This is a genomic window from Armatimonadota bacterium (genome assembly GCA_022563855.1).
GTDB lineage: Bacteria > Armatimonadota > Fimbriimonadia > Fimbriimonadales > Fimbriimonadaceae > JADFMN01.
In genome coordinates, this window is sequence record JADFMN010000004.1 from 177,025 (window position 1) to 198,586 (window position 21,562).

The 21,562-nt window shown below is 61.4% G+C and carries 21 protein-coding genes; 9 read left to right on the forward strand and 12 right to left on the reverse strand.

The window, feature by feature from the left end; genetic code table 11:
- Positions 1 to 19: 19 nt before the first annotated feature.
- The 6 genes from IH944_06800 to IH944_06825 form a co-directional block, all read right to left on the reverse strand.
- Entirely contained in the window at positions 20 to 697 is a 678-nt protein-coding gene (locus IH944_06800; GenBank protein MCH7904262.1) for a heme exporter protein CcmB, read from the reverse strand.
- Positions 678 to 1,253, reverse strand: coding sequence for an ABC transporter ATP-binding protein (locus tag IH944_06805; protein MCH7904263.1), 576 nt, complete (start codon positions 1,251 to 1,253; stop codon positions 678 to 680). The genes IH944_06800 and IH944_06805 overlap by 20 nt, the downstream gene beginning before the upstream one ends.
- Entirely contained in the window at positions 1,253 to 1,969 is a 717-nt protein-coding gene (locus IH944_06810; GenBank protein ID MCH7904264.1) for a bifunctional metallophosphatase/5'-nucleotidase, read from the reverse strand. Before IH944_06810 ends, IH944_06805 begins: the two co-directional genes overlap by 1 nt.
- Before the next feature lie 13 nt (positions 1,970 to 1,982).
- Positions 1,983 to 2,222, reverse strand: a complete 240-nt coding sequence (locus IH944_06815) for a preprotein translocase subunit SecG (protein MCH7904265.1) — start codon at positions 2,220 to 2,222, stop codon at positions 1,983 to 1,985.
- 20 nt (positions 2,223 to 2,242) lie between these two features.
- Complete coding sequence (locus IH944_06820) at positions 2,243 to 3,394, reverse strand: DUF1385 domain-containing protein (protein MCH7904266.1); 1,152 nt, start codon at positions 3,392 to 3,394, stop codon at positions 2,243 to 2,245.
- Between the two features lie 99 nt (positions 3,395 to 3,493).
- Complete coding sequence (locus IH944_06825; protein ID MCH7904267.1) at positions 3,494 to 4,015, reverse strand: hypothetical protein; 522 nt, start codon at positions 4,013 to 4,015, stop codon at positions 3,494 to 3,496.
- Between the two features lie 702 nt (positions 4,016 to 4,717).
- Between IH944_06825 and IH944_06830 the strand changes: the two genes are divergently transcribed.
- Both IH944_06830 and IH944_06835 read left to right on the forward strand, forming a co-directional pair.
- Positions 4,718 to 6,121, forward strand: a complete 1,404-nt coding sequence (locus tag IH944_06830; protein ID MCH7904268.1) for a hypothetical protein — start codon at positions 4,718 to 4,720, stop codon at positions 6,119 to 6,121.
- A gap of 238 nt (positions 6,122 to 6,359) precedes the next feature.
- A complete protein-coding gene (locus IH944_06835) occupies positions 6,360 to 7,766 on the forward strand; it encodes a hypothetical protein (GenBank protein ID MCH7904269.1) in 1,407 nt (468 codons plus the stop codon).
- A gap of 99 nt (positions 7,767 to 7,865) precedes the next feature.
- Here IH944_06835 and pdxS read toward each other — a convergent pair whose 3' ends face one another.
- The gene (pdxS, locus tag IH944_06840) at positions 7,866 to 8,756 is read right to left on the reverse strand and encodes a pyridoxal 5'-phosphate synthase lyase subunit PdxS (GenBank protein ID MCH7904270.1); all 891 of its coding nucleotides are present in this window, start codon (positions 8,754 to 8,756) and stop codon (positions 7,866 to 7,868) included.
- 189 nt (positions 8,757 to 8,945) lie between these two features.
- Here pdxS and IH944_06845 point away from each other — a divergent pair, with 189 nt between their 5' ends.
- The 3 genes from IH944_06845 to IH944_06855 all read left to right on the forward strand — a co-directional run bounded on the left by IH944_06845 (position 8,946) and on the right by IH944_06855 (position 11,020).
- Positions 8,946 to 9,743: a hypothetical protein gene (locus IH944_06845; protein MCH7904271.1), complete on the forward strand. Its 798-nt coding sequence runs from the start codon at positions 8,946 to 8,948 to the stop codon at positions 9,741 to 9,743.
- Positions 9,744 to 9,773: 30 nt separating this feature from the next.
- Positions 9,774 to 10,415, forward strand: a complete 642-nt coding sequence (locus tag IH944_06850; GenBank protein ID MCH7904272.1) for a hypothetical protein — start codon at positions 9,774 to 9,776, stop codon at positions 10,413 to 10,415.
- A 158-nt stretch (positions 10,416 to 10,573) separates the two neighbouring features.
- On the forward strand, positions 10,574 to 11,020 hold the full coding sequence (locus IH944_06855; GenBank protein ID MCH7904273.1) for a hypothetical protein: 447 nt from the start codon (positions 10,574 to 10,576) through the stop codon (positions 11,018 to 11,020).
- On the opposite strand, the gene IH944_06860 is transcribed toward IH944_06855, so the two are convergent.
- A complete protein-coding gene (locus tag IH944_06860; protein ID MCH7904274.1) occupies positions 11,008 to 11,772 on the reverse strand; it encodes a TatD family hydrolase in 765 nt (254 codons plus the stop codon). The genes IH944_06855 and IH944_06860 overlap by 13 nt on opposite strands.
- Before the next feature lie 70 nt (positions 11,773 to 11,842).
- On the opposite strand from IH944_06860, the gene IH944_06865 reads away from it, so the two are divergent.
- The gene (locus IH944_06865) at positions 11,843 to 12,736 is read left to right on the forward strand and encodes a hypothetical protein (GenBank protein ID MCH7904275.1); all 894 of its coding nucleotides are present in this window, start codon (positions 11,843 to 11,845) and stop codon (positions 12,734 to 12,736) included.
- On the opposite strand, the gene IH944_06870 is transcribed toward IH944_06865, so the two are convergent.
- From IH944_06870 to IH944_06885, 4 genes are all read right to left on the reverse strand, one after another.
- The gene (locus IH944_06870) at positions 12,733 to 13,482 is read right to left on the reverse strand and encodes an HAD-IIA family hydrolase (GenBank protein ID MCH7904276.1); all 750 of its coding nucleotides are present in this window, start codon (positions 13,480 to 13,482) and stop codon (positions 12,733 to 12,735) included. The genes IH944_06865 and IH944_06870 overlap by 4 nt on opposite strands.
- Positions 13,479 to 14,492: a polyprenyl synthetase family protein gene (locus tag IH944_06875; GenBank protein ID MCH7904277.1), complete on the reverse strand. Its 1,014-nt coding sequence runs from the start codon at positions 14,490 to 14,492 to the stop codon at positions 13,479 to 13,481. Before IH944_06875 ends, IH944_06870 begins: the two co-directional genes overlap by 4 nt.
- Positions 14,489 to 15,214: a bifunctional demethylmenaquinone methyltransferase/2-methoxy-6-polyprenyl-1,4-benzoquinol methylase UbiE gene (gene ubiE / locus IH944_06880; protein ID MCH7904278.1), complete on the reverse strand. Its 726-nt coding sequence runs from the start codon at positions 15,212 to 15,214 to the stop codon at positions 14,489 to 14,491. The genes IH944_06875 and ubiE overlap by 4 nt, the downstream gene beginning before the upstream one ends.
- Before the next feature lie 129 nt (positions 15,215 to 15,343).
- Positions 15,344 to 17,893 (reverse strand): hypothetical protein, encoded by a 2,550-nt coding sequence (locus IH944_06885; protein MCH7904279.1) that lies wholly within the window; start codon positions 17,891 to 17,893, stop codon positions 15,344 to 15,346.
- A gap of 267 nt (positions 17,894 to 18,160) precedes the next feature.
- On the opposite strand from IH944_06885, the gene IH944_06890 reads away from it, so the two are divergent.
- The 3 genes from IH944_06890 (at position 18,161) to IH944_06900 (ending at position 21,542) form a co-directional block, all read left to right on the forward strand.
- Positions 18,161 to 18,943 (forward strand): nucleotidyltransferase family protein, encoded by a 783-nt coding sequence (locus IH944_06890; protein MCH7904280.1) that lies wholly within the window; start codon positions 18,161 to 18,163, stop codon positions 18,941 to 18,943.
- Positions 18,944 to 18,946: 3 nt separating this feature from the next.
- Entirely contained in the window at positions 18,947 to 21,100 is a 2,154-nt protein-coding gene (locus tag IH944_06895) for a family 78 glycoside hydrolase catalytic domain (protein ID MCH7904281.1), read from the forward strand.
- Positions 21,101 to 21,215: 115 nt separating this feature from the next.
- Positions 21,216 to 21,542: a hypothetical protein gene (locus IH944_06900; protein ID MCH7904282.1), complete on the forward strand. Its 327-nt coding sequence runs from the start codon at positions 21,216 to 21,218 to the stop codon at positions 21,540 to 21,542.
- The last annotated feature ends 20 nt before the right edge of the window (positions 21,543 to 21,562 follow it).

A 21,562-nucleotide genomic window follows, 5' to 3' on the forward strand; every position in this document is an offset into this window, starting at 1 on the left:
GAAATGCCCAGGGAAAGGCTCAGTCGTTCCTCCACACCTGGCCGATCAGTATCGGGCCGGCAGCCAGCGTCACGAGCGCGTAACCGGCCAGCGCGACCAGGCTCTGGTTCCCCTGCTGGTCCAGCCCAGATCCAAGCCCGGCTTGCAGAGCGCCGACGCCTAGGAAAACGACGGGCACGAGCAACGGAAGGGAGACGAGCCCCGCCAGTATCCACCGGTTCGCCGCGCCCAGCACCAGCCCTCCGCAGAAGCTCGTCCCACCGGCGAGAGCCAGCGCGAGAAGCGCAAGTCCGAGCACGAACACCGTACCCTTGACGACAGGTATATCGACCATCGCGACGAACACCCCTCCAAGCAGCAGCGAAGCAATCAGCATGTGTAGCGCGTTGAAGACCGCCTTGCCGAAGAACGCCGCCGACGGATCGGAGAGCAGTTGCAAGAGCTCGAACGTCCCCTGCTCGTCCTCGATGATCATGGTCCGGGGTAGGGTCGAGACCGCCGCAAACACGAGCGCGACCACGAGCATCCCCGCAGCGAGCGACGGGCTCGGCTTGTCGATGTAGGTCGAGAACACCATCGTCAGCACGGTCAGCACGCCGAACATGCCGGCCGTGAAGAGCCCGTGCTTCGAGCGGAACTCCGTGCGGACTTCCTTCTGGAACACCGCGACCGCCTGGTCAAGCCAGCTCGAGCTCATGCGTCGCGTACCTCCTGTCGCTGGGGTCGTTGGTCGCGATGACCACCGCGCCTTGCCTTTTCTGCTCGTATACGATGCGCGCGACGATCTCTCGCCCGTTCTCATCGAGCGAGGCCGATGGCTCGTCTAGGAGCAATACGGGAGGCTCGTGCTGGATCGCCAGAGCTAGTTTCAGCCGCGCGCGCATCCCGCTGCTGAACTGCCCGACCGGCTTCTTTCCTACGTCGGTCAGACCGACTGTGTCTAGAAGCTCAACACGAGGGGAGGCAAGCCCGCGCAACCTCCCGGCGAACTCCAGGTGCTCTCTTGCGGTCAGATGGTGATAGAGCGCCAAATCAACCGCCGCATAGCCGAGCACGCTGCGGCTGTCGCAAGGCTTCGGATCGACCGACCCCTCGCTCGCCGACAGCAGCCCCGCGAGGATGCGCAGCAACGTCGATTTTCCGCTTCCGTTGGGCCCCAGCACGCACAGCGCATTGCCACCGAACAGCTCAAACTCAAGTCCTCGGAAGATCCACCGCGCGCCGAACCGCCGCCCGAGCCCAGAAGCGCTCATCAAGGCCACGGCACAAGCTCCGATTCGACCAGCCCCGACGAAGAGTCCCAGACGTACCGTCCGATGAACCGCGCGTGCGACCCGCCCTGGCAGATCGGCGTGCCGTTGACGACCTCGGGCTGCTCTAAGACCGTGTGCGAATGTCCGCCGAGGATCAGGTCGAACTCAGTGGTCGCCTCGGCCAGAAGCCGGTCCTTTGCGAGGCCGATGTGCGTCAGCGCGATCAGCAGATCGACCTGAGGGCGGAGCGACGCCGCGAGAGAGACCGCCACGGGCACTGGCTGGTCCCACAGGTACGCGCTGGCCGCCTGCGTCTTCATCCGCGTTGTCACCATCGGCACCATCACGCCCACGATACCGACCTTCATCCCACCGGCGTCGAGAGTCCAAGTGGATGGCAGAGGATCATCACCCCGTTTGAGATGAAGGTTCGCACAGACCAAGGGGTGCGCGGCTCCCTTTAGCTTCATAGTGAAAGCGGATTTCAGAACGTGCGACTCTCGGTTGCCGATCGTGCCCGCGTCGCACGCCGCTTCGGCCAACAGCGGCCACACAGGATCTGGCTTCACAGGAACGGCGAGGTTTCCGGCCTTGATGCAGTCGCCGGTGTCGAAATACAGGTCCACCTCCGCCCGAAGCGACAGGAGAAAAGGCAGTTTCGCGGGCGTCAAGCGTCCGTGCGTGTCGTTGGTATGGATCAGGGTGATCGATGCCACCCGCACACTCCCTTTAGTTGATCCTGCTGCTCAGCATAGCCAAGATCAGCATCAAGAGCATGAACGAGCCGCCGAGGACGTAGGTGATGTTCGTGATCTTGTCGTCGAAGCTGGCCTTGCCCTTGAAAGTCGTTCGGATTCCAGCAGCGCCGCCGGCCATCGCGTCGCCTTTGCCGGTGACGAGCACTAGCAAGGTGAATATAACGGCGACGAATACGCTCACGCCGAGCAGGATGTTATAGAAGGTCTCCAACGAGCTTTCCTCGGATCAGGCTAAAAGAATACCCTCCATTCTGGAGGAACGTTGAGCAGCGCCAGGACGCCAGAAAGGACGAATTGAGCTAGGATCGCCCCTGCTATGACCGCGAAAATCCCGCTCATGGCCAGTTTCCTGTAAATCGGCGGTGAGGCGATAGGCGACACAGCGCTGGCAGCCAGCAGCTCGTTGCCAGCCTTGATCCCGCTCATGATCTGCTCGTCGGTGGGCGGTTTCGTGGTGAAGGCAAGCTGGACGAACTGGCCGACTGGCCTCCATAGGAACATGGTCGTCAGCACGGCGACCATGAGCTTGAGAGTGCCATTGTCCTCGCCGCCGAGCCAGGGCGACGAGAGAATCCCCATGAAGATCATCGCGCCGACGGCGATGTTCGTGCCGCATCGCGGGTGCGACCGCGGCATCCGGCGGACGACGTCGACGTGCAGTCGCTCACCTCGCTCGATCGCGTGCACCACCATGTGCTCTGCTGCGTGAGTTCCGCTCAGCGGCAGCATCCGCAATCCGACTAGAAAGAGCGCGGTCGTCGCGACGTTCATGCCTTGCAGGACGTTGGGAACGTCCGTATCCAGGTGGAGCATGAGGACTGCGACCGCCAGAACGAGATAGTGCGCGACGAAGATCACGCCGGTCATCAGCCCCCCGGTCAGAAGCAGCCCCCAGGCGCTGGCGCCTCCCTTCACAGCGCCGTTCGTCAGATACACTCCCAGGGGCGTCGCCATGCCACCGATCACCCTTGGGCGGTAAGACGCAGTCGCTGGTAGCAGTAGTCGCGATGGCGTGAGCAGGCCGACCGGCTCTCCCACGCTGTCAACGATCACGATCGCTCGCGCGCCGGTCTCTTGGAACACCCGCAAAGCCTGAGCGCCGGACGCTTGAGGCGGCAGCGTCGTCGGCGACGGGTCGATCAGCGCGTCGATCGGGTCGTGCGGCTCTGCGCCGTGCGAGAGCGCCTCGATGAGCTGTGCCTCGTCGAGCAGCCCGACGAAGAGCTTTCCGTGCGCGACGGCCAACGAATGAACGCCCTCGCTGGTCATCGTCCTCGCAGCGACCTCCAACGAAGCGCCGACCTGGATCGGATCGACGGGCGCGGCTAGAACGCCCACCGGAAGGGAGAGCGGATCGGACTGCGAAAACTGGTGAGGCGTCATGGGTTCTTGTCAACTGCGGCGACAGGAAGATACAGTTTACTGGATCACTTTGCTAAGTTCCAAGACGCCGGTTTATGCCGATGCGTTGCTAATCCGGGACTAACCGAGCGCCTTCGTCCGCGTTTCGCCGATCAGCCAGATCATGGCACCGGAAGTAACGACGAGCAGCAGATCGTCCAAGACCGACAGAAGCATCGCGAATCCCTCCGCGAACATTAGGTGTTGCACCAGGCCCGGGACGAAGAGCGGCCAGAAGCCGAACGCCCCTAGGCCGACCGCGATGAAGATGAAGCACACAAAGCTAGCGATCCCGCGCACTGGTTCGAGCCGGAGCACGAGTCCTAGACCTAGGGCAGCCCTGATGCTCGATACGATGATGGAGAGGGTTCGGAAGTAACTGGCGTCTCGGGCCAGCAGCAGGTAGGCCAGCATGGCGAGCCCGCTGACCAGCCAGTAAATGGAGACGGCCATGTACAGGCCGTCGACGACCCTCTGAGGAACGCCGTGCCCTGTCTTGGGCTCAGCGGGCCTTGCCCCCGGAGGGCCGAGCTGCGCGTGGCAGAACTGGCATACGTCGGTGTGGTCGGGAATCGTCTGGCCGCAACTTGGACACGTCATCATTTCTTTCTTCCCCCGCCGCTTCTCCTCCTGAGCTAGGCTACTGGGTATACGGGTTGAAGTGCGAGCTGCGTTGCGTTATGGTGCTGAGTGGTGACCTTGCCGCCTGTCCCGCTGGAGGGTGGCGCTCCTGGGACACCGCGGTTTGCGGACTGAATGTCCGCGGACCGGGGAGCGGTCTTTCGACAGGCTCAGGAGAATGCCCGCGCTCCACTTTCCGAACTCCCGAACTTCCCGAAGCCGTGTGCCACGGTCAGGCCCGGAGGGTTTGTCCGTGCTCAGACGGAGCGCGGACTTTCCAGTCCGCATCCCGGCCTATGGACTCTCAGTCCAAACACCGCGAAGCCCGCTCATAACCTCCCCCGGCCACGATTGTTCGAGGCGAATGCCAGCCCACAGGCCGAGGGAGAGATTCGGAGCGACGCAGCTTTCGCCCACAATCCCTCCCCAGACCCGACAAAGATGTGCTTGCCGCTGGCAACCGCGGTCGGGGGAGGATAGGAGGGGGCCGGGACGCTCTTGCGGTTCTGCTGCTCTCACTACGAAGTTTGTGGCTCGCAAGAGCTAAGGTCGCCCAGGAGGACGACCCTCCATCGGGGAATCTCAAATCTCAGATTTCAAATCAGAAGCAAGCTCGAACCAATCCGATCCGAACCTCCGAACTCCCGAACCCCCGAACCCCCGAACCTCTGATACAATGAACCCATGCGCTGGCGACTCGGAAGACGGTCCGGAAAGCCGCTAAGCCGGGCTAGGAAGATAGCGATCTTCAGTCTGTTCGGTCTGAGCGGCGTGGTAGCGCTGATCTTGACGGTCACAGGAATAGGGCCGTACGATATGCCGCAGCAGGCTCGGCGGTTGCCCGAACTGCTCGAGGAGAGCGAGCGGCTGGGCCTGCCGATGACGCAGGCGGACCTCAAGCCCCAAGTACAGATTCCGGACGATCAGAACGCGGCGATCGAGGTGGTTCGTCTGGCTGAAGAGGCGGCGAATACCAACGTGACTGTGATCCCGAAGTATTACCTGGCCGGAACTCCAGAGCGCGCGGATCTCGAAGCGGATATCCAGACGGTCAGCCCGTTTCTGGACGGGATCGCCGAAGAGCTTGCTGGCAAGCCAGAGTGGTTCATTGACAGAGACTACGACCTCGGCCTGGTTCTCCCCCTTGTCGAGTACGGAGACTTCAAGGCGGTCGCAAAATACTTGGCGTTCAGGTCGTTCATAAGAGCCGAGCGCTCCGATATCGAGGGAGCGCTGGGCGATCTGAGGGCAGGTCGCGAGCTTCGACTCAGGATTCTCAACGATCCAGTCCTCGTCGCCTCGTTAGTCGTCATCGCGATCGATGCGATCATGCTGCGGGCCAGCGAGCACGTTATGACGGCATGGGCTGATGACCCCGACGCGTTGGCACAGCTAGCGGCGGTACTCGCTGAGACCGACCACAGGATCGACCCCCGGCCTGCCCTGCGCGGCGAGTTCTATTATTTGTTGGCCATCATGAGAAATCTAAAGCAGTACGGCGGACTGACTGGCTTGGGGCAAGGCACCAGCGGCTACGGCGGCGTAGTACTTGATCCCGACAATGTGCGCCGCTCAGGACTGCCAAGCGACATGTTCGCCAGAGCGTTCTCGGCGGCGATTGCGGAGGAGTGGAATGCGCTGTTCCGCTCGTTCGAGGGACTGGACGAGCCGCCGCGCGGCTGGGGCGCAGGGATCGACCGCCGAGCGAAGCGGATGAAGGAGCGCTACAAAGTCAGCGAAACCTATGTTCAAATCCTGATGCCGGTTTTCGGCAAAGTCGATGTTACGCTTACCCGAAACGACGTCGTTCAACAACTGCGCAAGGCGCTCGTGAAAGTGTTGAGATTCCGGGCCGAAAACGGTCACCTGCCTGCGTCGCTTGAGGAAGCTGGGGCAGCGTTTCCCGACGTGTTCAACGAGGGCGCGCAGCTTCAAGCGATTCTCACGGAGGACGAAGTGCGAATCTGGAGCATCGGTCCAGACGGCATCGACGATCTAGGTGTGCCACGAGACACTGTGAACAGGGATCGCGACGATCTCGCCGTCTTCTGGCCCGCGACGAAGCGGACAGAGTACGAAGGCCGGTGACGATCGTGGCGCGGGTCTCCAGACCTGCACAAACGGAGTGTGGTGCCTTGCCGCCGCTCTTCTCTGCGAGGCTGGCCTCGCTCGACCTGACGTTGTCGCGTCGGGCGGACTGAATGTCCTCGGACCGGGGTGCGGACCTTCGATCCTTCGACAAGCTCAGGACAGGCTGAGCTCAGGAGAACGTCTGCGCTCCAACTCCCGAACTTCCGATCTCCCAAACCTCGGATACAATTGACCTATGCGCTGGCGTTGGGTGAGAGAGTCGTCGCGTCCGTTGAGCCTGCCGAAGAAGGTTTTCGTTTTCGGGGGTTTTACGCTGCTGATCACGCTTGTCCTCATGCTGGCGGTCACGGGCGTTGGCCCGTACGATTTTCCTGCGGCGTCACGCTCGCTTCCTGACGTCATTGCGATTAGCCAGTCGCTCGGTCTTCCAATGACAGAGGATGAAGTTGAAGAGCCAGTTGAAGACGATCAGAACGCAGCTCTCGTCGTCGTGCCGCTCGCAGAGGCACTGGATGAGATTGTCGATGCCGATCTGAGAGATCGGGCTGTTTCACGGCTCCTAAGGGAGGAATCACTCAACGAAATCCGCTCGATAGTCGACGACGGCGCCAACCTGTTGGACGCGATCCAGGCCGCGCTGGACCATCGGTCAGGCTGGTTCATTGACAAGGATCTTGAGCATGGGCCGAACCTGCTCTATCCTGAGGTGGGCCATGTTCAACGGGCTTGCGACGTGCTTCGGTGTCGCGCTTACGTCAGGGCAATTGATGGCGATGTCGATGGGGCGTTACGAGATCTTGCGACATGTCGAAAGCTCGCTCAGTACCAAGGCAGCCAGTTTGGGTTTATCGGCCTGCTGGCGGCGGTAAACATCGAAGGCAGAACGCTAATGGCGAGCACACTGCTAGCCCACCTTTGGCAGGCGGACGAGACCGCCTTACGTAGCCTGCGCGATATGTTGGCTGACACGTACGTGCCAATCGATCCTCGGCCCGCGATGAGGCACGAGTTCTTTAATGGCGTCGCAGTCGCGAGAAATCTCGACCGATACGGAGGGCTGAAGGTAGTTCTAACAATAGGCTCGGAATCTCACGGCAAGCCATTCGTGTTCGATTCGATCGGGTTGCAAAGAGAGGGTCTGCCAAAGAGAATGTGGGAGCGAGCGTTCCTGGCTCGATTCGCCGAGGTTCTTAACGCTGGCTATACCCCGATCAAAGACGATCCGCACCCGCCGTTGGACTGGACAAAACCGATGGTGGATGAGTTGTTTCAACTCGATTTCGATCAGGAATTGAGTTCACGGTACGCCTTCATCATGGTTCCGGTCCTCTCGCAACTTGATCGGCGAATGGCCGCAGTGGATGCGAGACAGGCCCTAGCCAGAGCCTATGTAGTTGCGCTGATCCACAAAGCCAACCACGGCCAGCTCCCATTGGGTCTAGAAGAGCTAGACGGCGATTACCTAGATCCATTCAACGGAGCACCGCTAAAGTTCAAACATACCGCGGACGGATTTCGAATCTGGAGCGTCGATGCCGACGGCCACGACGACGACGGCGTTTTTAGGTGGGAAGCGCCAGGTCGCGATCATGATCTCGTTGGGACATTCCCGCCGCTACCTGAAGAACCGCCCGCGCCGTAGAGTGCTCCGTTATTCGGAAAGGACTCTCACTGTTCACCCCCTCACCTCAATCCTCTCCCTCCAGGGGAGAGGAGATAGCCGCCGATCACCGCGCGCCGATTACCAGCCTCGCGGGGCGAGCAGTTCTTTCTCGTCGATCGACGAAACGTTGATCCCGACCATCGGTTCGCCGAGGTTGCGGCTGATCTCGGCCAGCCTCTTCGCATCGTCGAAGAACAGCACAGCCTCGACGATCGCCTTCGCACGCTTCGCCGGGTCGCCGGACTTGAAGATGCCGGAGCCGACGAAGACGGTCTCCGCGCCGAGCTTCATCATCAGCGCCGCGTCCGCTGGGGTCGCGATCCCGCCAGCGCTGAAGTTCGGCACGGGCAGCTTGCCTGTCTCATGCACGACGCGCAGCATATCCAGGGGAGCCCGGTGTTCCTTCGCTAGCGCGTCAAGCTCGTCCTCGCGAGCATTGTGAACGACAGCCATCTCCGACATGATCGTGCGCATGTGGTTGACGGCCTCGACGACGTCGCCGGTGCCGGCCTCGCCCTTGGTGCGGATCAGCGCCGCGCCCTCGCCACACCGCCGCATCGCCTCGCCAAGGTTCCGCGCGCCGCACACGAACGGAACCGTGAACGGGTGCTTATCGACGTGGTTTGCGTTGTCGGCGGGGGTCAGAACCTCGCTCTCGTCGACGAAATCGACCTCAAGCGCCTGTAGGATTTCAGCTTCGACGAAGTGGCCGATTCGGCACTTGGCCATCACGGGGATCGTGACGGTCTCCTTGATGTCCAGGATCATCTCCGGGTCGCTCATGCGGGCGACCCCGCCGTCGCGCCGGATGTCGGCGGGCACGCGCTCGAGCGCCATCACCGCGACCGCGCCTGCGTCTTCGGCGATCTTCGCCTGGTCGGCGCTGGTGACGTCCATGATGACGCCGCCCTTGAGCATCTCTGCAAGGCCGACTTTCTCGCGCCACGTCTTCTGGGCGCCCGAGGGCATACCGTTCTGATCCATCTAACTGTGTCTACGCGCCCAATTTGCGCAGGGTGCGTCCTGTAGGAGCATTGTACCGACGCCCACCGAGCGACCTGGGGACTGCGATCCCCCTAATGATACGGGGAAATCCCCCGAGAATCCGATTACGCCGGTTTGGAATCGGCCCAAGAAACCTAAAGTAGGTTGTGAGGAATGCAAGTTCAAAACATCGAGTGCCAGCTAGCCAAGGCGCAAATGCGCCGGTTTTTGACCGGCGAAGCCATGCCGGACGAGCTTGTGAGCGACCTGGAAGGCCATTTGAAGGCTTGCCCGGAGTGTATGGCCGATGCGAATCGCCAGCGCGGCGCGCTGAACGCGATGCTGACCGACAAGATAATCGGAGGGAAGCCGACTGCCAAAGCCGTCGTGAAGCCCAAGCCCCAGGGCGTAACCGGCAGGTTTGTCCGGCGCCGATCAGAATCGGGCACGGCTGTCGCGGACAAAGCTGTGGTTGAACCGACCTTGCGGACTCCGCGCGACGTGCTCAACGCACCTGATCGTCAGTTCAAGTCCAAGATCAAGACCAAGGTCAAGAGTTCGACCGCCAAGACGCTCGTGTACAGCTTAGGCCTAGCAGTCGTTCTCGTCCTGATGAGCACCGTTTTCAAGGATCCGACTCGTCTGTTCGGTCCAAAGGCAAACGAAGCCCAAGGCAACACCCCGCCCGCCGTTCAGGGAGAGGATAACAGCTCTGAGCCGGTGGAGAACGGAAGCACGGTTGAACCCACGGGCGACAGGGCGACGAGCGATTCTGGGGCGAATGACCTCCCGGAAGCGACGTCGAACTCGCCAGCAGCAGCGGAGAGTTCTGGCGACAATGACTCGTTTCTTGGCAGCGAAGTCATCATAGCGGACTCGATCACGGGCCAGGAAACGGTAATGATCCCTCCACCCAAGCCAAAGCCGACCGAAGGCACCGGCACGATAAAGGTGTACCTACCGGAAGGCTAGCAAAGATTCAGTAAATCCGAGGAAACAAAAATGCGAAAACTCATCCCGATCATGCTGTTAGCGGCCTCATCGCTCGCCGTCGCTCAAGGCGGAGACCAGAACGAAGCCACCGACGTATCGATTGCTGCCGAGACAGGCGTGGTTACGATCGCGTCGAAGGGGGCGGACGTGCGAAATGTGCTGTACGACCTGTTCACGCAGAGCAAGAACAACTTCGTGCTCGAGGCGAACATCCGGTTCATTCTGTACCTGTCGCTCACCGGCGTCGAGTTCGAAGAGGCTTTGAACATCGTGTGCACCGTGACGAGCCTGGAGTACGAACTCGATAACGGCATCTACTTCATTGGAAAGAAGAAAGTCGGTTCAGGTCCGTTGCCCAAACGCGATTCGCGGCCGAAACCGCAGGCAAAGCGTGGAAAATTGACCTCTGCAGAGCTTCAAAAGCATTTGACAACGAGGTTCATGAGGGCCGACTTGCGCAAGGTTTACGAGTCGTTTTCAGAGCAGACCGGCGTCGAGATCATAGTCGACGCAAACGTACCGATGTACAAAATCGACGCTTTCCTGATCGATACCTCGCTGGAGTACGCCCTGGACGTCTTGGCTAGAGCCACACAGCTGAAGTACACGCTCAACGACAACAAGCAGATCGTCATTTCGAAGAAATCCTAAAATCCCGTAACGCCAGAGAAGCGGCCAACCGCAAGGTTGGCCGTACTCTTTTGTGTCGTTGGGATGGATCGGATCAAATTGCCAGGCGTCTATTGAATTGGGAGCGGCGAGATGAGAGCTTTTGTCTGTCAAAATGCAGAAGCGGGTTGACGGAGAACATGGAAAGCAACGTGCGACGGGTCTGGATTACGGTGATCAAGTGGGTCGCTGTGCCCGCCGTCGTCGCCGCAGTCGGGTTCTTCCTCGTCGGACCGCGAATCGGCAGGCCTGATTCGAGCGCTGAATCCAGTGGCCCAGCGGTTCGCACGCCAACGCCATCCGACGTGGTCGAGATGGCATTTGAAACTGATGACAGGCCTGCGCCGCCCAGGATCATAGTGTCTGTGCAGCCGTCGGATCGACTCGACAGCGAGCCGATCGAGGAGATCCCAGGGCCGGACGATCCGGTGCCTCCGCCGCTCGTGTTCATGGATGACGACGGCGATGAGGCGTCGATTGGGGGAATCGGCAGCGACCCTCCCGACGCCGACGACTCGGACGATGACGCATCAGGCGACGACAATGGTGACGATGGCGACGATGGCGACGGCGATCAGGGGAACTGAAAGAAACGCTCGGCGTTCGACGTAGTCAGGTCGGCGCACGACTCCGGCGAGACGCCCAGCGCCTTCGCTAATTCGTCGTTCACATGCGCGACGTAAGCTGGCTCGTTCGGGTGTCCTCGGTGCGGCTCAGGCGTCAGGTACGGGCTGTCCGTCTCTATCAGGATCCGATCGCTGGGAAGGCTCGCTATCAGCGTGCGGAGTTGATCGTTCTTCTTGTATGTGATCGGGCCGTCAACGCCGATATATCCCCCCAAACTGATAACGCGCTCTGCGTGCCGCTTTCCTCCGAGAAAGCAATGCAGCAAGTACCGGCCATCTCCTCGGCTTTCGAGCAGATCAAGCAGGTCGTCGTAAGCGTCGCGGCAGTGGAATACGACGCCGCAGGAGATCCGTTCAGCCAGGTCGAGCTGCGCAATGAGACACTCGTGCTGCTGCTCCCGAGTGGCGTGATCCCAGTGGTAGTCGAGTCCGACCTCGCCGAGGGCAACGACCTTCGGGTCTGTTAGCCAGGTCTCGATCTGCGCGAGCGTCGAGGGGTCAAAGTTCGCCGCGTACGACGGGTGCCAGCCTACTGTGGCGTACACATCGTCGAACTGGTGCGCAATATCGACCGCGCGCTCGCTGCTCGGCATGTCGATGCCGATGACGATCAGCTTTTCAACACCGGCGCTGCGCGCACGGTCGATCGCAGCTCCGGGGTCTGGAAACGCTTCGCTGTCGTTCAAATGGCAGTGCGTGTCGATGAGCCGCATCACAGGTGGTTTACCTCGGTAGGCGGTTTTTGAAGCCTGGGCGTACCTAATGGCGTATTCTCTTGTTCAGGTGATTCTACGTCGCGACAAGAGATCGAAGAGGCTGCCGAACCTCACCAAGTACCTGCGGGCCGTGGTCGAAAAGCGGCTGACCAGGTTGGTGCGCGTCTCCACGGCGATCGGCTGTGGGCTGCTTGGGCTCACCTCTCCGATTTGCGCCACCCTTGCTTGGCTGATCACTGGCAATTTGGGGATTGCGCTCGTCATGGCTCTCGTCGCGTTTCCGATCAGCGCCGGTCTTTGGTACTGGATTGACAAGCGGCTGCGGCGGGCCAAGACGCCTGAAGAGGCGAAGCGCATGGAGTCGTGGCGAACTTCGAACAGCATGCTCAACATGGAGAAGCAGCGGCGGCTGCACAAGTGGCTCGACCCGACAGCATCGCAGATCCTGGAGGCTGGCTCGCACCACTACCACCGCGCGATGACCGGCCTTTCCGGCCAGTACTGGAACAGCGAGCGCTTGCCAGCGCACTGGCGCTCGGTCCGCACGCAAGCCCTGGAAGCTGCGGACCAAGCGATGGAGGAGCTTGTACTCATGTGCGCCGACTGCATGGGTGAGCCGCAGGCGGATCGCGGCCAGCATATTCAGGACGTGCTGTCGGACTTGGCCGACCTGGACTTCGTCGACGTTCTTGGCGGCCTCAAGGACATCGCTCAGGCAGACTGGACGCGGTACGCTCATCGCAGCCCGAACATGGAGCGAATCTTCAAGCCGGCGCGCTCGATCGCCGAGAGACTCATGAAGCTGGCAGACGAGATCGACAAGAAATCGGCTGAGATGGCCGAGGAGACTGGCCCGCTGGCGGTGGAGGGAGAAGTGTCAGAGTCGATCGACGTCGTTCTGAGCGAAATCTCTGCACTGGCGAAGGCCGAGGACGAGTTGCAACAGCGCGTCAAAGACTAATCCAGCAGGCCACGCAGGTCGGCGCTGCAACCGGTGCCGCCCACGGTTTCGTTCGTTACTCCGGACAGCACGAGCCAGGTGTCGCAGCCGGCTGCGCGACCGGAGGCGATGTCGGTCTCGACGCGATCGCCGACAACCAGAGCGTTCTCCTTCTGGCAGTCGCACGCCTTCAAGATTTGCTCGACCATGCGACCGCTCGGCTTGCCGAGGACCTCTGCGGTGACACCTGCGGAAGTTTCTACCGCCGCTACGATCGATCCCGCGCCGGGGCGGACCGCACCGCCTTCGACTGGGTACGTTATATCGCGATTCGTGGCCAACAGCACTGCCCCGGCCAGCAGGCACTGAAGGGCTCGGTCGAGGATCTCATAGTCGATGTGCCTGCACAGCCCCACGAGAACAACGTCTGCTTTGCCGTCCTCGACGACTGTGAGGCCCGCTGCTTCGATTGCTTGTGTGAGCGGCGCCTCGCCCACGACGTGCACAGTTCTGTACCCGCGCTCGCGGCAGACCCGCGCCGCGAGCAGTCCGGAGGTGAAGACCCACTCTGGACGGCAGGGGATTCCCATTTCGGCCAACTTTTCGCAGACCGCCTCAGGCTCGACGGCAGAACTGTTGGTGAGATACCGCACGAGCGATCCGCGCTCGACGAGCTGCGCGATCACGTCTGGGGCATGCGGAGCCGGGTCGTTGCCCAGGTACACAGTGCCGTCCAAGTCGAAGATGTACAGTTCGTACTGCTTCACGCGTCCCGCTCTACGATGTAGTGGGCTACCGACGACAGAAGCTCGCGGTCGGGCGATGTCGGCAACAGGTCTAGCGCAATGACAGATTCGTCGACGAAAGTTTGAGCCCGGTCGGCAGCACGCTCGAACACGCCGTGCTTGTCCATCCAAGAGCAGATCGTGTCAACGTCGCTGCTTGACACGGAGTCCCCGAAACGCGTCCTTGCGAACTCGGTCTCTTCATCAGTGAGCATCGGGCGCAGCAGAATGAGCGGCAGAGTCGCTTGCCCATCGCGAAAGTCGCTGGCGGCGGGCTTGCCTGTCTTCGACTCATCGCCCCTGTAGTCGAGCAGATCGTCTGCGATTTGGAACGCCATCCCGACGCGCTGGCCGAACAACCCGATTGCCTCCTCGGCCTCCTCGCTCGCGGCGGACATTCGCGCGCCAACGCGACAGCACACCTCGATAAAGGCAGCGGTTTTCATTTCAAGGATTTTGAAGTGGTCTTCTTCGTCCAAGTCGAAGTCGCCGCGCATCTCCAACTCTCTGACCTCGCCCTCAGCCATCTCCACGACGGCCTGGCTCACCATTTGTATGATCTCCAGCGTCGAGTTCTCGGCGAGCAGCCTCATCGCTTTCGACAGCAGAACGTCGCCGCTGAGTATCGCCGCTGTGTTGCCGTAAATCGCGCTGGCCGTAGGCAGGCCGCGACGGGTGTCTGAGCCGTCGATCACGTCGTCGTGAACGAGCGTCGCCATGTGGATCATCTCAAGCGCGGCGGCTACGCGGATCATGGCCTCGCTGTCGTACTCGCCTCCGGTCGCCCTCGCCGCCATTACGGCCAGCGCAGGCCGGAGTCGCTTGCCTCCGCCTTTCAGGGTTTGGCGGCAGCAGGCCTCCACCGACTCGACGTCCGAACGCATCTCGGATTGGAGCAGATCTTCGACCGTCGCGACGACCTGAAATACCTTTTCAAGAGCGTCGCCAGAGGGCCGCCCTGCGACCGTTTCGAAGAACGCGGAAGTTCTCATCGCTTGCAGCCCCAGTGCATGCAGACGTTGCCAAGATAGAAATCCCTGTGTTCGACGTGATCGAAGCCAGCCCGCTCCATTGCCGACTGCATCTCCTCTCTAGATAAGAATCGCTTGGTGCTCTTTGGCAGGTAAGTGTACGCCTCTCCCTTGCCGAACAGCCGACCGACGAGCGGAACGCAGCGGTGGAACGCAACGTCGCTCAGCCGGGCAAGGATCGGGTTGTGCGGCTGCGCCATGTCAAGCGAGACCATTCGACCCCCCGGCTTCAGCACTCTAGCGATCTCCGCGAGAACCGACGAGACGTCCGGAACGTTTCGCAGTCCCCAACCAACGGTCACCACGCTGACGGACCGGGAACAGAGGGGTAGTCGCCCAGCATCGGCAAGGCCTAGCCACGCCCGCCCTCGCAGCTTCTTGACCGCCCTTTGCAACATTGCCTGGCAGAAGTCGATTCCGATCACGGTGCCGCTCGAGCCCACGGCGCGGCGCAGCGGGAGCAGGAAGTCGCCGGTGCCGGTGCACAGGTCTAGCGCGGTATCGCCGGTCGCGGGTTGGATTGCAGCCACCGCCTTGCGCCGCCATCGCTTGTGCTGCCTCAGCGAGATCAGGCCGTTGAGCAGGTCGTAGCTCGGCGCGATGTCGGCAAACATGGTACGGATAAGTTGCCTCTTGTCGTCGCCCTCTGCCAACCACGGGGTCGTCTCAGCTTTGCTGCTCATAGCCTGGGTTATGAAGCTAATATACCGAGATTGCGCCTGAGGCACTGAGTAGCACCTTGAATAGGTCCACCGCCCGCACCGGCGAAACGGGCCCGGTGCAGGCGGGGACGGGCAGCCTTGCCGGCCGCGCTATTCGCATCGCACGGCTAGGACGCGGAACGCGTCAATGGCCGCCTCGGTGATCGAATTGTTCGGGTTGTCGGCGGTCGAGAATCGCACCTGGACGGTCGAACTAGGCGTGACGTAGTTGCCCACGATGATCTCGGCATCGAGCCAAGCGTTCTGCGAGCCGCCGTACATCACGGTTCTGACGAGGGTCCAAGTCGCGCCTCCGTTGTTGGAAATCTCGACGACGAGCGAGTCATCGCCATCGTCGTTGAAGAACCAGCGCTTGTACTCGATCACGCCGTTCCCGCCGCTGAGGTCGAAAACCGGAGACGTCAGCCTAGTCGGCCCGCCGTCGACGTCGTTGGTGCCGACCGGTGCGCCTACAGCTGCATTGCCCGTGAACAAGCACATCGACCCAGCGTCGTCAGAGTCGAATCCTGGGTTCGCCATCCGACCGTTGAGGAAGGACGCGTTCGGGGCTGCTCGCACCCAGCTGCCGGTCGCCAAGTTGAAGTCCGTGACGGTCCAACCCAGGCTGCGCTCGAACGTGTCGAAGAAGATCGTTTCGAGCGAGTGGCCGACGATCGACTCCAGCGTTTCGTCTTTTGGCCAGAGGTTTACGCGACCCTGGAAGTCGGCCGCTGAAACGAACCACTCGAGCGATGAGCCGCACGGCGGAGTCGGAATCGCGCCGTAGAACCTCGGCGCGACTGGACCGGCGGTGATGCCGTTGGTAAGCTGAAACATCGGCGATTCGTTCCAAGTGCCGCGATTCAATCGCCAGTGGAGACGGATCGTAGTCACATCGAGCTGACCGACTCCGTCGCTGATATCGAACACAACCGGTAGGAGGTTGCCGACCAGATCGAGGTCGATGAATTCAGGAAGGACAGTGACAGGCCTGATCTTGACCCACTCGAGCGGCGGAGCGTCCAGCCCCTTTGCTCCAAAGCCGTCAGCGATTTCGTCGTAGTGCGGCGTTCCGTTCAAGAGGTCGCCGTCGTCGTCGTCTAAAATGAGAACGTCGATGGTGACGCCCGGGTTGATGCCGGACGGGTGCAAGAGAATGCTGTTCAAGTACAGCATGCGCGTATGGGCCAGGGCGGCCGCAGGCCCCATCGTTACGTCGAGCTCGTCCTTGGTCAGCCAGAAGGCACCGCTGAGAACTTGACCGCACCGATGAACACTGCCGGAACACGGATAGGCAACAGAGTTGTAACTGCTTCGCAGAGCGCCGGTATCTTGTCCGCGAAAGTCCTCGGCTAAGAGCGGCGTGTTCGATGCTAGCGCAGCTGTAACGTCAGCCATGCCCTCATGGTAGTCGCCGCTCGCTCCGGGGTGTCCCCTGGAGACGATGAGGTGACCGTACTCGTGCTGAACGACAGTCGAGTAGGCGGTGTTCGGACATCCTCCTCCCGCCGTGTAGAAGTTGATCGAGCTGCCGTTGAAGTAAGCGTTGCAGTTGGAGTTGATGTTGACGTTGACGGTGATCGCAAAGTCGACCCCGGGGTACGTCGGCTCGATATCCTTGACGAAGTTGTGGATGAGGGTTGTGTGCAGGAAACCGTCAACCTGCGCCTGGTTAAACTGCACCCTCGCGGCGTTGAACACAAAGTTGACCGGCCCGGGCGGGGTTACGTTTTGCGACAGCACCTCGTTTGCGCCAGCCCGATTCACGACCCTGGCCCACGGCCCTTGCAGCCTGGCTTCGACCGTTACGGTCGTGGCTCCGCTGTTGGAGATGGTGAAATCGCCAAGAAAATCGGTCAGGGCGGAACTGCCTCCAACGACGTTGACCCGCAGGAGCGGCAGCGAGGTCAGCGCTGGAGGGTTGTTCGGCTGGTTCGGCTTCAGGCCGGGCGTGTGCCATGCGTCGACGTGGCCATTGATGTCGGCGTAACGAATCTCGTCCTTCCAGTCGAGGATTTGTCCTGTCGCGGTGTCCACGTAGGCGATCCACCTGGCGGGGTTTGCCAGGTCGTCGCTGGTCAGCGTCACCTTCCACGCTCTGTGGGTAGATGCCTCACCCTGGTAGATCACTAGATACGGGACCGTTTTTACATCGAGTCCGGGCTTGGCTCTTTGCGCAATTCGCTGGGCGCGCGCCGCGTTGACCTTTAACCCGCCAAGCGGGTTCTGCACCTTCTTTGAGGCGGAGCTTGCCAGCAGTGCCGAGCTCACTCCGTCGTTGAGAACCAGCACGGTGAGGTAGGCGTCCTCAACTCGCATCGAGTCCAGGTACTGGTCGAAGTAAACGGCGGTGAACTTGCCACGCATGACTTGCTGAGTGCCAGCCATGACGAAGTGTCCTTCGCCGGGCTCAAAAACCTCTCCGTACTCGGCGATGAACTCTTCAGCAGCTTGCTCGGGGGAGAACCCGTAGCCGAAGCGCGCACCGTACACGCGCGACACGCTTTCGCCAGACATGAGGAACTGGATCTTCGGCACGGCTGACTTGAGTCTTGCGCGAGCGTGCTCCGCTGCGTCGTCTTGAGCTGCGCAGAGGCCGCAAGCGATCGTTACGGTCGCCAAGCTGATTGCGCGTAGCGCGAAGAGGTTGTGTCGTGTCATTTCCGATGTGCTCCAACTGCCGGTACTACTGGCAGTATCCGCGATGCAAGGACGTTCTGTCGCTTGTTCTGCGTTCATCCACGCAATTTTGCTGGACAGGGGTTTAACGCCGCGACGCCGGCCGGGTCGCAGACGGAAAGGATCGGATCGTGGACCTGCGGGCAGAATTCCGCTAAAATGCTCCAGCAGACCCACCGGGGAAGACACCGGTTTAGGCCCTTGCGTATGGACTGTGATGATTCCGCTGATCTTAAACGAGCTCGAACCATGAGATGGGGCGTCGTCGTCGCTGCGGGAGGACTGGTGCCCGATCCGCTGGCTGGAGCGCTCGGCACCCCTCGCAAGGCGCTGGCCGTGATCAAAGGCAGGACGTCGCTTGCACGGACGCTGGATGCGATCCGAGACGCAGGCTACGACAACTGCGTGACGGTGAGCGGAGAGGACGTCCGTGACGAGGTCCACTTCGGAAAACTAGTGACCGAGGGCGACTCGCAGATCGAAAACGTGCGCATTGCCACCGAGGCGCTCGGTCCTGCCGACGCAGTCCTGTTCTTGCCCGCCGATGCACCGCTGCTCACGGCTGATAGCCTAACTCAGTTCGTGGCGGCAGTCGAGGGCCGGCGCGACGAAGAGCAGGTGCGATGGTTCGCTGCCGGCCTGTGCGAGCACAAGCAGTTTAGCGCCAAGTACCCCGGCTTTCCGATTCATCCGATTCGCCTGCGGGACGGGGCGTTCGTGTCCGGCGCACTGTACGCTGCGTCTCCGGCGGGCTTTTTGCACGCGGTCAACGAGATCGACCGGTTCGCACGATCGCGCAAGAGCCAGTTGGCGATGCTCTGGAAGCTGGGCCCGTGGGCGGTCATCTGTTATCTGATGCATCGCATATCGATCGCCGATGCCGAGCGCCGGGTGGGCGGCCTGATGGGCGGGCAGGCGATGATCATCACCGGCTGCGACCCGTGCATGGTCGCCGATATCGACGACGTGGCGACTTACGATGAGATCCGAGTTATCGCAAACCTCACGGACTCCATAGCAGGCGAGGAGTAGCCGATGTCTGGGCTGCAGGGCGCTTGGGGCGCAAAGTGGATCGGATACACGCAACATCCGGCGGGCGACGCTGGCGTCTTCGTCTTTCGGCGCACACTGCTCTGCCGTGCCGCGGTGCCGAGACTGCCGATTCGCGTCAGCGCCGACCAGCGGTACAAGCTGTACGTCAACGGTCGGTTCGTCGGCGAAGGCCCGCAGCGCGGGGACCTCCAACACTGGCACTACGAAAGCTACGATCTGGCCCCGTTTCTGCGAGACGGGGGGAACACGATCGTCGCGCTGGTGTGGAACTTTGGGCGGTACGCACCCATGGCACAGCATTCGGCGCGACTGGGCTTCGTGCTGAGCGGTGGCGACGTTTCGACTCCAGAGGATTGGCAGGTCGTCAAGGTCCCTGGCTGGGGTTTTGACATGCTACACAGCCTAGTCGGGCCGTTCTACATCGACGTCGGCCCCGGCGAGATCATCGACGCAAGGGACATACCGGCCGAGCTTGCGTCCGGCGAGGAGTGCGGGCTGGACTGGAAGGAGCCGAACGAGATATGCGAAGCCGTCGAACGAGGCGGCGGAGGCGGTGGCACGCCTTGGATGCTCGTGCCGCGGAGTATTCCGGCTATGCGCCGCGAACCGTTTGGTGGCACGATCTCCGTCTGCGACATCGCCTCGGGCGAGCGTGCCGCGTTTCAGTCGGAGAAGATTCGCCCAGGTGAGCCGCTGCTCTTGGATTTTGGCGAGTTGCTGAACGCCTATCCTAGTTTCAAGTTCAGCGGGGTCACCGGTACGCAAGTCTCGGTCACCTATACGGAGGCGCTTGTTGGGCAAGACGGCGCGAAGGGCAACAGGAGCGAGTTCGTTGGCAAGACCGTCTCCGGGTACCAGGACAAGTTTGTTTTCGACGGTGACGTTCGAGCCTTTGCTCCGCTGTGGTGGAGGACGTTTCGGTACGTACAGATCGAATCAGACGGGCAGGCCGAGCTACTGGGCGTGACGGCGAATGAGACGGGGTATCCGCTGTCCGTTGCTGGCAGTTTCGAGTCCGATCATCCGAGCACGAAAGACATCTGGGAGGTCGCGGTTCGCACGGTTGAGCGATGCGCTGGCGAGACGTATTTCGACTGCCCGTACTATGAGCAGCTTCAGTACGCGGGGGACGCGAGGATCCAGGCGCTGATCGGCTACTACCTCTCCAAGGATCGCGCTCTCCAGCGAAACGCCGTCGAACAGATCTCATGGTCGCAGATGCCCGACGGCCTCATGCAGAGCCGGTACCCGAGTCGGCAGCCACAGGTAATCCCGCCGTTCAGCCTCTGGTGGATCATGATGCTGTACGACCAGTGGCTGTACGACCGAGTTCGGATTCCGTCGCGAATGATCGAGCAGGCGCACGAAGTGCTCGGAGCGTGGGACCGACTGATCGAGGGGAATCAAGACGAAGCGTTTTGGACGTTCGCGGACTGGGTTCCGGAGTGGAAATGGGGCGAGCCACCGGGACGCGCGCGCTCATCGGTGCATCTGTTTACCAAATGGATGGCCGAGGCGGCGCTCGCGCGGATCGAAGGCGCGGAGCATCGGCTTCGTGCTATCCGTCACTCATTGCAAACTGCCGACCGCTCGGAGGCTGGGCTGGCGTTCCACCCGCAAGACCCGGCCCGCCAGCCGAGCGAACACGCGGCAGCAGTGTTCCGCATCGCGCAATCGATCGCCGGGATGACTCCCGACCCGTGGCCGGCGAAAGCCCTTGAGGGTGGCGCTCACAGCACGTACTACTTCAGCTACTACAACCACATCGCCCAGCGACCGGCGGACTACGTCGCCGAGCTGGGGCCCTGGGAGGAGATGGTCAAGAACGGATTGAGTACGTTTGCTGAAGGCCCGGAGCCAGCCCGCTCTGACTGCCACGCCTGGTCGGCACACCCGATCCTCGGGTTTTTCCAGATCGTCGCCGGGGTGACGAGCATCGAAGAGGGCTGGAGAAAGGCGCGGATCGCACCCCGTTCCGGCCGCCTCAGGGCCTTTCGAGCATCGATACCGCACCCCGACGGCGAACTCGTTGTGAGCCTCTCTGACGGCCGGCTCGAAGTCTGCTGTCCCGTGCCTGCGACCGTTGTTTGGGCTGATGAAGAGCGCGAAATTGAACCTGGCAAGTACAGTTTCTAAGAAAACTGGCAACCAAACGTGTGAAACCTGGCGTCTAGGGCGGAACGAACGGGACAGGGTGGCAAGCGCCCAGCACAAAGGGCGCCAGTATCCAACTCACAGGAGGTACTGACCCATGAAGAAACTCGCCCTAATCTCCCTTGCAATCTCAATCGCCGCCATCGCTTTCGCCGACTTCCCACGTGAGCACGTCATCGGAAAGTGGCTCTTGAACGGCACTAACAAGAGCACGACTTGGACCTTCAAGAAGGACGACACGTTCGCCTTCAAGGGGCCTGCCACTTCGTCGAAAGGCAAGTGGTCAACGGACGGCTCGTACGTGAAAGTCGTCTGGACAGAGATCGACGGAAAGGCCGTCAAGGAGGGGACCGTCAAAACGAAGTACAAGCTCAACGACGACGGGTCGCTCCAGATTGATAGATTCGTCTATCGCAAGAAGTAGCCTTGCTAGTGTGGTCGTGT

Bases quoted from the DNA above. Each gene is read 5' to 3' on its own strand.
- IH944_06830 (MCH7904268.1), top strand. From the start codon at position 4,718: ATGCGCTGGCGACTCGGAAGACGGTCCGGAAAGCCGCTAAGCCGGGCT.
- IH944_06875 (MCH7904277.1), bottom strand. From the start codon at position 14,492: ATGAGAACTTCCGCGTTCTTCGAAACGGTCGCAGGGCGGCCCTCTGGC.
- IH944_06820 (MCH7904266.1), bottom strand. From the start codon at position 3,394: ATGACGCCTCACCAGTTTTCGCAGTCCGATCCGCTCTCCCTTCCGGTG.
- IH944_06855 (MCH7904273.1), top strand. From the start codon at position 10,574: ATGGAAAGCAACGTGCGACGGGTCTGGATTACGGTGATCAAGTGGGTC.
- IH944_06845 (MCH7904271.1), top strand. From the start codon at position 8,946: ATGCAAGTTCAAAACATCGAGTGCCAGCTAGCCAAGGCGCAAATGCGC.
- IH944_06900 (MCH7904282.1), top strand. From the start codon at position 21,216: ATGAAGAAACTCGCCCTAATCTCCCTTGCAATCTCAATCGCCGCCATC.
- pdxS (MCH7904270.1), bottom strand. From the start codon at position 8,756: ATGCCCTCGGGCGCCCAGAAGACGTGGCGCGAGAAAGTCGGCCTTGCA.
- IH944_06850 (MCH7904272.1), top strand. From the start codon at position 9,774: ATGCGAAAACTCATCCCGATCATGCTGTTAGCGGCCTCATCGCTCGCC.
- IH944_06895 (MCH7904281.1), top strand. From the start codon at position 18,947: ATGTCTGGGCTGCAGGGCGCTTGGGGCGCAAAGTGGATCGGATACACG.
- IH944_06825 (MCH7904267.1), bottom strand. From the start codon at position 4,015: ATGATGACGTGTCCAAGTTGCGGCCAGACGATTCCCGACCACACCGAC.
- ubiE (MCH7904278.1), bottom strand. From the start codon at position 15,214: ATGAGCAGCAAAGCTGAGACGACCCCGTGGTTGGCAGAGGGCGACGAC.
- IH944_06805 (MCH7904263.1), bottom strand. From the start codon at position 1,253: ATGAGCGCTTCTGGGCTCGGGCGGCGGTTCGGCGCGCGGTGGATCTTC.
- IH944_06835 (MCH7904269.1), top strand. From the start codon at position 6,360: ATGCGCTGGCGTTGGGTGAGAGAGTCGTCGCGTCCGTTGAGCCTGCCG.
- IH944_06860 (MCH7904274.1), bottom strand. From the start codon at position 11,772: ATGCGGCTCATCGACACGCACTGCCATTTGAACGACAGCGAAGCGTTT.
- IH944_06800 (MCH7904262.1), bottom strand. From the start codon at position 697: ATGAGCTCGAGCTGGCTTGACCAGGCGGTCGCGGTGTTCCAGAAGGAA.
- IH944_06890 (MCH7904280.1), top strand. From the start codon at position 18,161: ATGAGATGGGGCGTCGTCGTCGCTGCGGGAGGACTGGTGCCCGATCCG.
- IH944_06885 (MCH7904279.1), bottom strand. From the start codon at position 17,893: ATGACACGACACAACCTCTTCGCGCTACGCGCAATCAGCTTGGCGACC.